This is a genomic window from Streptomyces sp. NPDC057474, assembly GCF_042802555.1.
Taxonomy (GTDB): domain Bacteria; phylum Actinomycetota; class Actinomycetes; order Streptomycetales; family Streptomycetaceae; genus Streptomyces.
Genome location: NZ_JBHVDX010000129.1, coordinates 16,124 through 28,000, shown reverse-complemented (window position 1 = coordinate 28,000; position 11,877 = coordinate 16,124). Strand labels below are relative to the sequence as shown.

General features: G+C 71.9%; 8 protein-coding genes. 5 read left to right on the top strand and 3 right to left on the bottom strand.

Annotation, left to right across the window (positions count from 1 at the left end):
• Positions 1-216: 216 nt before the first annotated feature.
• The gene (locus ACFU53_RS29710) at positions 217-930 is read right to left on the bottom strand and encodes a response regulator (protein ID WP_383998939.1); all 714 of its coding nucleotides are present in this window, start codon (positions 928-930) and stop codon (positions 217-219) included.
• 164 nt (positions 931-1,094) lie between these two features.
• Positions 1,095-2,018 (bottom strand): sensor histidine kinase, encoded by a 924-nt coding sequence (locus tag ACFU53_RS29705; RefSeq protein ID WP_383998937.1) that lies wholly within the window; start codon positions 2,016-2,018, stop codon positions 1,095-1,097.
• A gap of 140 nt (positions 2,019-2,158) precedes the next feature.
• Here ACFU53_RS29705 and ACFU53_RS29700 point away from each other — a divergent pair, with 140 nt between their 5' ends.
• From ACFU53_RS29700 to ACFU53_RS29680, 5 genes are all read left to right on the top strand, one after another.
• On the top strand, positions 2,159-2,866 hold the full coding sequence (locus tag ACFU53_RS29700; protein WP_383998935.1) for an ABC transporter ATP-binding protein: 708 nt from the start codon (positions 2,159-2,161) through the stop codon (positions 2,864-2,866).
• Positions 2,863-5,175: an FtsX-like permease family protein gene (locus ACFU53_RS29695; protein ID WP_383998932.1), complete on the top strand. Its 2,313-nt coding sequence runs from the start codon at positions 2,863-2,865 to the stop codon at positions 5,173-5,175. Before ACFU53_RS29700 ends, ACFU53_RS29695 begins: the two co-directional genes overlap by 4 nt.
• Before the next feature lie 73 nt (positions 5,176-5,248).
• The gene (locus ACFU53_RS29690; protein ID WP_383998930.1) at positions 5,249-5,689 is read left to right on the top strand and encodes a hypothetical protein; all 441 of its coding nucleotides are present in this window, start codon (positions 5,249-5,251) and stop codon (positions 5,687-5,689) included.
• Between the two features lie 90 nt (positions 5,690-5,779).
• Positions 5,780-6,682: an SDR family oxidoreductase gene (locus ACFU53_RS29685; RefSeq protein WP_383998927.1), complete on the top strand. Its 903-nt coding sequence runs from the start codon at positions 5,780-5,782 to the stop codon at positions 6,680-6,682.
• Positions 6,679-7,416, top strand: coding sequence for a hypothetical protein (locus tag ACFU53_RS29680; protein ID WP_383998924.1), 738 nt, complete (start codon positions 6,679-6,681; stop codon positions 7,414-7,416). The genes ACFU53_RS29685 and ACFU53_RS29680 overlap by 4 nt, the downstream gene beginning before the upstream one ends.
• A 125-nt stretch (positions 7,417-7,541) precedes the next feature.
• Here the strand turns inward: ACFU53_RS29680 and ACFU53_RS29675 are convergent, their stop codons facing one another.
• Positions 7,542-11,777, bottom strand: coding sequence for a CHAT domain-containing protein (locus ACFU53_RS29675; protein ID WP_383998921.1), 4,236 nt, complete (start codon positions 11,775-11,777; stop codon positions 7,542-7,544).
• Positions 11,778-11,877: the final 100 nt, after the last annotated feature.

Here is an 11,877-nt window from a genome sequence, read left to right as displayed (position 1 = left end):
CTCCACGGGCGCCGCGCGCCCGTGGAGGACGCCAGAAGCGTGCGGCTGAAGCCATGCGCCGCGACCTGGGCGTGGCCGGGCCGCTCCCTCGCCGGCTCCCCCCGGGACGGGACCGACTCGAAGGGATTCAACGAGATCTGACCGCGTCCGAGGAGTCCTGACCGACACGGTCGTGCGGGGCGGTCATCCTGCCCCGCACGGCGCTCCCCCGCTGTTTCAGGAGTCTCTGGCTCTGACCAGCCCCTTCTCGTACGCGATCACGACGGCCTGGGCGCGGTCGCGCAGGTTGAGTTTGGCGAAGATGCGGGCCACGTGGGACTTCACGGTGGCTTCGCTCAGGGTGAGCTCGGCGGCGAGTTCCGCGTTGGAGAGGCCTCGGCCGAGGAGGGTCAGGACCTCCAGTTCGCGGGGTGTGAGGGTGTGAAGGTCGGCGTGCGCGGCGGGTGGGTGGGCGGCTTCCGTGGCGAAGCGTTCCACCAGCCGCCGGGTGATGGTGGGGGCCAGCAGGGCGTCGCCGGTGTCGACCAGCCGTACGGCGGCCGCCAGGTGCTGCGGGGTGACGTCCTTCAGGAGGAAGCCGCTGGCGCCGATCGCGAGGGCCGCGTAGACGTAGCGGTCGAGGTCGAAGGTGGTGAGTATGAGCACCCGGCAGTCCGGGTCCCGGTCCAGGATGCGGCGGGTGGCCTCCAGGCCGTCCATGTTCGGCATGCGGATGTCCATCAGCACGACGTCCGGTTCCAGTTCGCGGGCCATCGCGACCGCTTCCACGCCGTCGGCCGCCTCGCCCACCACCTCGATGCCCCGGGCGGTGAGGATCAGCCGGAACCCGGTCCGGATCAGCGTCTGGTCGTCGACGACGAGCACACGGGGTGCCGCTTCGGCCCCGGCCGCTTCCGGTCCGCTCCCGGCGGTCGGCCCGCCTTGGGTCATCGGTCCGCTTCCGGTCACCGGCCCGCCTCCGGCCATCGGCCCATTTCCGGCCGCCGGTCCGCCCCCGGCGATCGGCCCGCCTTGGGTCATCGGTCCGCTTCCAGTCACCGGCCCACCTCCGGCCATCGGCCCATTTCCGGCCGCCGGTCCGCCCCCGGCCGCCGTCACAGCCGGTCCAGGGGGATGCGTGCCCGGACCCGGTAACCGCCTCCGAGGCGGCGCCGGGCGTCCAGGTCCCCGCCGTACACCGCGACCCGCTCGCGCAGGCCCAGCAGTCCGCGCCCGGTGCCCTCCCGGTGGCGCGGGGCGAGCCGTGTGGGGTGCGGCTGGGAGGAGTTGCCGCCGGTCAGCACGCTGGGGCCGGTGTTCAGCACCTCCACGCGCAGTGCGTGGGCGGCGTACCGCACGGTGACCTCGGCCTTGCCACCGTCGCCGTGTCTGAGCGCGTTGGTGAGCGCCTCCTGGACGATCCGGTACGCCGTCACGTCGATGCCCTGCGGCAACGGGCGCGGCTCACCGGAGATCCGTACTTCCACGGGCAGACCGGCGAACGAGATCCGGTCGACGAGCGGGCCCAGCCGGTCGAGTCCGGGCTGTGGTGCCAACTCCGCCCAATCGCCGCCGCGTCGGCCCGCGCCGGACTCGACCACCCCGTCCCCATCCCCGTCCCCGTCCATGCCCTCCCCCGTGTCCTCCGTGTCCTCACCGTTCTGTGAGGGCGCCAGCAGGCCCAGCAGATGCCGTAGGTCGGTCATCGCGCCGCGCCCCGCGTCCTCGACGGCCAGCAGAGCCGCGGCGGCCTCGTCCGGCATGGTGCCCAGCACCTCGCGGGCGGCCCCCGCCTGGACCACCATGAGGCTGACGTTGTGGCTGACGATGTCGTGCAACTCCCGGGCGATACGGTCGCGTTCGGCCGCGATCGCGGCACGCGCGGCGCTCTCCCGTTCCCGTTCGAGCAACCAGCCGCGCTCCCCCACGGTCTTCTGCCAGCGGCGCCGCGTGCGCACCAGCGCCGCCGCCAGCCATGCCGCGGCCGCGCACGCCACCCCCAACGCCGCCGCCGGTCCGTCCGACCCCCACTCCCACATGGGGTTCACCTTCTCAGAACGGCCCGCCGGCCCGCATCAGCCCCGGGATGCGGGCCCCTGCATCTCCGGGATGAGGCACGGAACTCGGTGCCATCCGGGGAGGGATGTCCCGGCCGCGCTTCTCGCCTAGCGTCCGGTGCATGGTCACTGAGGACAACAGAGGAGAAGCCGTCGTACGGCTCGACGGTGTGCGCAAGGAGTACGGCGAGACGACGGCGTTGGACGGGGTGTCCCTGGAGATCCGCGCCGGGGAGGCGGTCGCGGTGATGGGCCCCTCCGGGTGCGGCAAGTCCACGCTGCTGAACATGATCGCCGGTCTGGACCGTCCGACGGGCGGCACGGTGGTCGTGCACGGCGAGAGCGTCGGGGAACTGAGCGAGAAGGGGCTCGCCCTGTACCGGCGACGCCGCATCGGCATGGTCTTCCAGTTCTTCAACCTCATCGACGACCTGTCGGCGCTCGACAACGTGGCGCTGGCCGCCCAGTTGACCGGCAGCCCCGCCCGGCAGGCCCGCCGCCGCGCGCTGGAGCTGTTCGACGAGCTCGGCATCGCCGACCGGCGCAACACCTACCCGGCGGTGCTCAGCGGCGGTGAGCGGCAACGCGTCGCCGTGGCACGGGCGTTGATGAACCGGCCGGCCCTACTGCTGGCCGACGAACCGACCGGCGCGCTGGACAGCCGGTCCGGAGAGCAGGTGATGGACCTGCTGCTCGACCTCAACCAGATCGGCCAGACCCTGGTCCTGGTGACCCACGACGAGCACCTGGCCCGGCGCTGCGCCAGCCGCCTCGTCGAGTTCACCGACGGCCGGGTGACCGGCGAACACACCCTGGAGCCGTCCGCATGAGGGCCGTGTGGCGGGCCGCGCGTGCGGCGGTACGGCGGCGCAGGCTCCAGACGCTGGTGATCGGCCTGGTCACGCTGACCTCGACGGCGGCGATCGTGGTGGCGCTCGGCCTGGTCGACGCGGCCTCGTCCCCGTTCGACAAGGCCTTCGCCAAGCAGCGCGGGCCGCATGTCATCGCCGCGTTCGATCCCGCGAAGGTCTCGGACGGCCAACTGGCCCGGGCAGCCCGGCAGTCCGGCGTGGCGGCGACCGCCGGGCCCTTCGCCCAGGCCTCGGTAGAGCTGCCGAGGGAAGCCATGAACTACGGGCTCGGCAACGAACTCACCGTCGTGGGCCGCGCCGAACCCGGAGGTCCGGTGGACCGGTTGGACCTGTGGGCGGGCCGCTGGGCCACCGGGCCCGGCGAGGTCGTCCTCAACCGGCAGTCGGACTGGACGGCGGACGACCTGGGCAAGACGCTCCAGGTGCCCTCGGGCCCGGCCCTCACCGTCGTCGGCTTCGCCTTCGGCCTGAGTCGCACCGCCGACGCCTGGGTCGCCCCCGCGCAGATCGAGACCCTGAATCCCACGGCCACCCAGATGCTGTTCCGCTTCACGGACGCCTCGTCGGAGAACCGGCTGCACACGCAACTGGCCTCGGTGACCGATGAGTTGCCGACAGGCGCGCTGGCCGGTTCGCGGTCGTACCTCACCCTGAAGGATCAGATAGGCAGTTCGGCGCGGGCGTACGCACCCTATCTGCTGACCTTCGGCATCCTCGGCATCGTGGTGGCCGTGCTGATCGTCGCCAATGTGGTCAGCGGCGCGGTGATCTCCGGGTTCCGGCACATCGGCATCCTCAAGGCGCTGGGGTTCACGCCGGGGCAGGTGGTGGCCGTCTACCTCGTGATGATCTCCGTTCCCGCGGTGCTCGGCTGTGTGCTCGGGACCCTCGCGGGCAATCTGGCGGCACGGCCCCTGCTCGAATTCGCGTTCACGGGGCCGGACGCGGGAGTCTTCCACGACAGTGTTTCGCTCGCGCCCTGGGTGAATGTGCTCGCGCTGGCCGGCATGCCTACCGTGTGCCTCCTCGCCGCGCTCGCGCCCTCGGTGCGCGCCCACCGGCTGTCCGCCGCGCGGGCGATCAGCGCGGGCAGCGCGCCGCGCTCCGGGCGGGCACTCGGTGTCCAGCGCCGGCTGGCGGGCAGCCGGCTGCCGCGCTCGGTGAGCCTGGGGCTGGGCCTGCCGTTCGCCCGGCCGGGCCGCAGTGCCCTCACACTCGCCGCCGTGGTCCTCGGCGTGACCACCGTGACGTTCGCGACCGGCCTGGCCACGACGATGGACCGGTTCGGCAACGCGGGCCGCGACGCCTACCAAGTCACGGTCTACGTGGGGAAGTTCCAGAACGGCAAGGAGAAGAAGCCGGAGCACGACGACCTCGCACTGCACTCCCTGCTGCGCTCGCTGCCCGACGCGCGCGAGGTCACCGCCAGGGCCAACTCCGAAGCCCGCCTGGTGGGTTTCACGGAGAAGCTGTGGCTCGAAGCCCGCCGAGGCGACCGGCCCCAGATGGACAGCCTGCTCACCGAGGGCCGGTGGATCCGGGGCACCGGTGAGGTCGTGGCCGGATCGGCGTTCCTGCGCCGGACCGGGCTGAGCGTCGGCGACCGCCTCCGTGTGGAGAAGGGCGATCGCGGCGCGAACGTGGTCGTCGTCGGGGAGTTCATGGAGAGCAACGCCCGTGTCGTCGTCGCCGACTGGACGACTCTGCGGTCCGTGGCTCCGCGGGAGAATCCCATCGCCTATCACGTCAAGCTCCGCGACGGCGCCGACCCGAACGCCTACGCCCGGGCCGCCGAAGCCGCCGATCCGGGGCTCAGCCCGTCGCCGACCGGCTCCAACTCCGTCACCCAGACGATCATCGGCTCCGCCACCGCACTCACCCTCCTCCTCGCCGCCGTCGCGTCCCTCGGCGTCTTCAACACCGCCGTCCTCAACACCCGCGACCGCCGCCGCGACCTGGGCATGCTCAAGTCCATCGGCATGACACCACGCCAGGTCACGGTGATGACGGTGACCTCGATGGCACTGCTCGGCGCCTTCGGCTCGCTCCTCGGCATCCCGCTCGGCATGGCGGGCCACCAACTGGTCGTCCCGCGCATGGCGGACGCGGTGGACATCACCCTGCCGTCGTACATGACGGACGTCTGGAGCGCCCCGGCGCTGGCCGGGCTCGCCCTCGCGGGCCTCTTCATCGCTGTCCTGGGCGCGTACATCCCGGCACGCCGCGCGGCACGGCTGACGATCGCGGAGGTGCTCCACAACGAGTGAGGGAGCCACCTCGACGGGTGAGGGGGCAACCTCGAAGCAGTCAGGGCGGTGGCGCCTGTCGATTCCGACCATCATGCGGATCTTCACACCCCAGGGCGACTACGGCCGCCTGCAGTGCACCGTGCCCTGCGTCCAGGAGACCTGGGCGGCGAAACGCTTCCTCGACCGCGTCCTCGCCGCCTACGACCGGGAGACGGGCCGGGTGACCGCCCCTGCCGCCCTGCCCATCTGCCCGAACCGCGGAGCGGACGTGTTCCCGAACGTGCGTGTGGGCCCGGAGTTCGTCGACGGTGCCCATATGCCCGCCGGGGACCGGCTGAACCGCTGGCTCGGCGACGCGCCCGGTACCGCCCGCCTCCTCGTCCTGGCGACCGGCGCCGGTTTCAATACCCCCGGCGTGATCCGGTGGCCCATGGAGAACGTCGTACGGCACACTTCCGGGGCGCGGCTGCTGCGGGTGAATCCCGACCACCCGGAGTCCCCGCCGACCTCGGGGACCGGGCCCTGTCCGTAACGTTCGGGGCGGACCTGCTTCTGGGCACGCTCGCGTGAGGACGCGCAGTCGTGCCGCGAGTACATCGACCCACCAGGACGTGATGGCACCATGACAGAACCCTCGGAACCGACCGAAGCGACCGACGCAACCGACGCAACCGACGCAACGATCGTGGTCACCGGAGCCACGGGACGCCTCGGCGGGCGGGTCGCCCGCCGCCTCGCCGAGCGGGGCGCGGCGCAGCGGCTGCTGGTCCGCAGCCCCGAGCGGGCACCGAAGCTGCCCGGCGCGACGGCGGTCCGAGGCGGCTTCGACGACCACGACGCCGTCGTTCGCGGCCTCGCCGGTGCGCGGACCGTGTTCATGGTGTCCGCCTCCGAGAGCGCCGACCGGGTCGCCCAGCACAAGGCGTTCGTCGAAGCCGCCGTGGAGGCGGGCGTGGGGCACCTGGTGTACGTGTCATTCTTCGGCGCCGCGCCCGATGCCGCCTTCACCCTCGCCCGGGACCACTTCCACACCGAGGAGTACATCCGGGCGAGCGGCCTCACCCACACCTTTCTGCGCGACAACCTCTACGCGGAGATCGTCCCCGACCTGGCCGGCGACGACGGCGTCATCCGCGGTCCCGCCGGGCAGGGGCGTGCCGCCTTCGTCTCCCAGGACGACATCGCCGACGCCGCCGCGACGGTCCTGACCCGCCCCGCCGCCCACGCCGGTACGACCTACGACCTGACCGGCCCCGAGTCGCTCACGCTCGACGAGGCGGCCGCGATCCTCTCCGAGCAGCTCGGGCGCCCCGTCCGCTACCAGCCCGAGACGATCGAGGAGGCGTACGCCTCCCGTGCCTCCTACAACGCCCCGCAATGGCAACTCGACGCCTGGGTCTCCACCTACACGGCCATCGCGACCGGCGAACTCGACGGCGTCAGCGGCGCCGTCCCCGACCTCACCGGCCACCCCGCCCGCTCCCTCACCGACGTCCTCCGCACCACCACCCGGACCCTCCCGTGACGATGCCGCGCATCCCGTACGACGGCTCGACCGCGCATGAGGCCCGGCATTCGGCGTTGCCGCTGGCCGCCTACCGCGCGGCGATCGCCCTGGACGATCCCGTCGATCGGTCCACGCCCGCCGCCGACGCCTCGGCCGCGCAACTGGACACGCACGTACGCGCGGCGCTCCACCTCCTCCGTACCGGCGCGGCCGTGCAGCGGCTCGGCCTGCGCGGTGACACCCTGCGCGACCCCGCGGACGCCGACGCGACGACGGCCCGCCGGGTGCTGCGCGCCCTGCTGACCGTCCGCCCACCGGGCCCTCTGCCCGCCGACGCACGCGACGCGGTGGACGCCGTCCTGGACATGGGACGTCGCCTGCGGACAGCGGTCGTCGCACGCCAACTGGCCACGATCGCCGAGGAGTTACCTCACACCGCGTCCAAAGCGGCCGAGCACATGACCATGTGGCGGGGAGGCATCACCACCCTTGCGGCGGACGCCATCGTCAACGCCGCCGACAGCGCCCTGCTCGGCTGCTTCCAGCCCCTGCACCCCTGCGTCGACAACGCCATCCACAGCGCCGCCGGGCCACGCCTGCGGGACGACTGCCACACCGTCATCACGGCGTGGGGATCGGCACCGCAGCCCGTCGCTCGCCGACGTGCCGCACGGCGGATTCGAGAAGTGCGGCTACGGCCAAGGGCCTGTCCGCGTACGGCTTCGACGACTACACGCGGCTCAAGCACGTGATGACGTTGCTGGGCGCCTGGCTCTCTCAGACACTCGCGCAGCCCCGGGCGGCAGCAGATCGTCCGGGGCCCGGACCGGCCGACGGATGACGCCGCCTCTCGCCGCCTGGCGGCCCCAGCGCCTGCTCACACACCGACGTGGGAGAAAGCAGCCCAGTCGGCGATGTGGGCGAAGGACTGATCCTGCGGCGGTTTGCAGACCAGCGCCCGCCACATCGGGCGTACGACGTCCGGCGGGAGGGCAATGTCTTCGGTGCCGCGGAGGATACCTGCGCGAAGGTACTGGACCTTCTCGGCGTTGGTTGTGTTCCGTACCCACTGCTGGGCCGCCCGCAGAGCCGTGGCGGGAGTGGCGCCCGTGCGGCGGAGTTCCTGGTGGAACTGGGTCATGAGCAGGCAGGAGGCGAGGCCCTCAACTGCCCACTGGGTGGCGGTGATCCCCGCCACTCCGGCCTGGAGGAGGCCGGTGGGAAGGCTCACCACCTCGTCCGGGATGGCCAGCCCTGGGACTTGGCTCTCACAACTGGACAGGATCACCAGTCGTACGCCGGCCGAGCCGTCGCGCGTCAGCCGTAGTTGGAGGAGGTCGGCGAGAGTCAGCGGCTGGTCCTCGGCCAGGATCAGGGCGCTGCGCAGGGGGTCGCTGAGGTTGGCGACGCCGTGGCAGGCGAAGTGATGCACCTGGTGGCGGGCCAGTGCGGCCGTGACCTCGGAGACACACGCCTGCCTGCGGCTCAGTCCGTGGGAGGAGGCGAAGTGGGCACGGGCGGCTGCCACTTCGGCGGCGGCGAAGGAGAGTGGCGGGTGCTCGCTCGGCATAGGGTCGTGGACTGTGAGCAGCGAGGCCATCGGGACCCGGTCGGCGATGTCCTGGGCCGTGCGCAAGCTGCGCGCGTTCGGTGCGTAGCTCAGGACGCAGTCGTCCATGGCGTAGCGGCGTGCGGTCGGTGCCGAGGCGTCCGGTGTCCACGCCGCGTGCAGGGGCATCATGCCCAGCAGGCCGGTCGGTACCAGGACGGCGCTCACCGCGGTGCCCAGACAGTCGAGGACGGGCCGCATCGCCGCGTTCCACAGCCATGCCGTCACGACATCCAGCGTGCCGCGCCACACACCCGGAGCGCGCAGCCGTCCGTCGTGTGCTTCGCGCAGGTCGTTGGCCCGCAGGCCCACGGCCTCCTCGGTCAGTTCCGGAAGCCACACAGTCCTGACGGAGTCGCCGCCGGTTGTCACGATGATCGCCACACCGCCCGCTGCGGTGGCCGTCAGATAGACGAGAGGCGCCCGGTGCGCTGCCGCGGCGACGTCGCCGAACTTGGGCGGCACCAGGAAGTCGGCCCTGACCCGGCGAATCCCCGCGATGCTCGCATCGAGTTCCCGGCGTGCCGTGAGGAGCTCTTCCTCGGTGGGCGGCCCGGGGACGGGCGCCATGGCGACCGGGGCACCCATCCCGCCTTCGGTGGCTTCCCAGGTGCGGATCCTCTCGGACCATTCCTGGTTGGCCCGTCGGTACCGGCGCACGATGTCCCCGTGTCCCTGGGCGACCAGATCATCGAGCTGGGCACGGTCGCGCTGGAGCACCTCGCTCAACTGCAGGGCCCGGCCGCGCTCCAGGGCGACGACCGCGTCCTCGGGCGCGTTCTCCATGGCCAGGGCGTAGGCGGCCTGGGCCGCGATGCCCTGAGCGGCACTCAGCCAGCGCTCCTTGTGGCGTCGGCCGAACTGGGCCTCGAAAAGGTCGGTCATGGCCTGGAAGGCGATGTCGCACGCCTCGGTGGTCTCGGACCAGGAGCCTTCCGCGAACACCCACCCCGCCCATTTCGTGGCCACGATCAGGGAGGGGCCCGCCTGGGAGTCGAGTCCGGCGGTGCAGCCGGCACGGTACGACTCCACCGCGCGGCGACGGTCGCCACGCCGGCCGAGCTGCAGGTACCGGATGCTGAGAATCCGGCCCAGCGCCATCAACGCGGTGGGGCGGTTGACCCAGCCGTCGGGCGACTCGTCGAGTGCCTCGTCGAGCAGCCGTACCGCCCGGTCGATGTCCTGTATGTCGTGCAGGTGCTGATAGCGGGACTCGAGGCCGCCAGCGAGGTGGAGCAGAAATCTGGGCCTGTTGGGGCTGCCGGACGGAGCGGTGTCCACGGACCGCTCGTGCGCCTCGATGCTGCGGCTGAGGTCCATCAGGTCGCCGGTGTGCAGGTAGCGGTCCAGGAGGGTGGCACCGTAGTTGCTGAGGAGGGCGCCCGGGAACAGGGTTTCGGCGACTGACAGGGAAGCGACCGCGCGTTCGTAGACCTCGACGGCGCGGTGCAGGTCCCGGGGGTCGCTGGAGATGTGGTAGCGGTCGCGCAGCGCGACGCCCAGCGTGTTGAGGCCGATCTCCGGATGCTTTCCTCCCCCGGTGGGACCGTCGAAGACCGCATCGATCACGTCGATCGCGCGGTCCAGGTCGTAGAGGTTGCCGTCACGGCCGTACCGGTCCCACAGGGCCAGCCCGTAGTTCCTCGCGACCTCTGCGTACTTGTCGTCCGTCTCCGCCAGGTCGGCGAGCGCCTTGTTGAAGTCGCCAATCGCCGCGTCCAGATCAGCGCCGTCGCCCCGGTGCACGTAGCGGTCGCGCCGGAACAGTCCCAACAGACCCAGGACCTGAGCGCGGGCGAAGCTGTGCAGCGGTTGCCTCGGCAGTACGTCCTGCAGCAGCGTGATGGCCCGTGTCAGCAGGGCGACGTCGCCGTCGGCCAGATAGGTCTGCCACAGTGCGAGAGCGAGTTCCGTCATGGCGTGGTCGCGCTGCTCGGGGTCCGCATCGCCGTCGGCCAGCTGGGCCTCGAGGACGGCGACGGCCTCACCCAGGGCGGCACGGTCACCCGTCTTCGAGAACCGGGAGCCGAGTACTTCGGCCCAGTGGCGTGAGAGCGCGGAGCGGAGATCGGGCGTGTCCGCCCCGGCCGCCCGCATATCCCGTGCGAGGGCCCGCATGCGCTCGAGGTCCTCGGGCGTGCCGCGCACGCCGTAGCGCATCCCGATCGCGTTGTGCAGGGCCTGAAGGGCACGCATCCGGTCCTGTGGGCCTTCCTCCGCGGCGAGCGCGGCGTCGAGTTCGCGTACGGCCCGGTCCAGGTACGCCTCCTGCTGCGTCATGTCGTAGTACGTCAGAAGGGTGATCCCCAGGCTGGTCAGCGCGCCGTGTGCCACGCGGGCGTGACGCGCGGCCTGTTCGAGCAGGTCGATGGCCGTGTCGAGGTCCGCGGGGGCGCCGTCCCGCTTCGCCCTGGCCTCCAGCAGGATGGCCCGGGTCCGCTGGATGAGGGCGCTGTGTTCCGGGTCGTCCGGTACGCCTGCCAGCGCCTCGACGACGAGTTGCAGGGCCTGGTCGAGACCGTCCTCGCCCTGGGCCGTCTCCCCGTACCAGAAGACGGCCATGGCCAGTTTGGCGAGGCGGTCCGGCGACGGGGGAGAGTCGGGTGTGGCTTCGTCCCGAAGCTCGGTCAGGAGCTCCAGGTGGCGGCGGAGGTCGGCCAGGTCCTTGCCACGCAGCCAGCGGAGTTCGAGGGCGTGGGCGAGCGTGAACCGGGCGTGGTCGCGCACTCCGGGGACGGCGGCCCCAGCGGGTCCGGACAGCAGGGTGCCGAGCACGCCGACGGCCCGGTCCAGGTCCTCGCGACCGGGGGTGCGGCTGAGGAGAGCGTCAAGCGCGTCGAGCAGCAGGTCGTGACACGCGCCGGTCCGCGGATCCGCCGTCCCCCACCCGCTCACGGCTTCGGCGAGGAGCTCCAGCGCCTCGGTGAGGTGCTCCCACCCGCCGACTGTCCGGAACCGGTGGACGAGGATGGCGGCCAGCTTCACACGGCACTCCGCCGTGTCCGGGGAACCCGGCTCCACCGCGGCCAACGCGGACCGGTAGGCCGCCACGGCGCGCTCCAGATCCTGGATGTCCTCGCTGTCCAGGAACGCGTTCATGTGCATCAGGCCGGAGTCGGCCGCCATACGGCTGCACAATTCCGGGCCGGCCAAGGAGGCGGCCTCGTCCAGCAGGGCGAGTCCCCTGTGGTGATCCGCGTCGGCTCCGCAGTACGCCAGCAGCCGGCCTGCCCGGAAGAGTGCCTCGGCGAGGAACGCCTCGCCCGTCCCGCTCAACGACCGCGCCTCGTCGAGCGCTCGCTCCGCCGCGGACAGGGCATCGTCCACATGGACCTCGCCCGCGGCGAACACATCGGCCATCAGCAGCAGCAAGGCGACGCGGGGTTTCGCGGAGAGATGGGCGAGCGCCTCCTGCCCGGCCGCCCCGCGCAGCAACGTCCCGACGAGCCCGTCCGGTTCCTCGCGGTAGGTCTCGACGACGTCGAACAGGCTCGAGATCCACAACGTTCCCTCCGGCTGAGGCGGCCCGGGAGAGAATGCGACGAACACGAATTCGATCCAAAGGGAAGGGAATCCGTCCACTTCCTGTTCTTCGAGGGGCGGA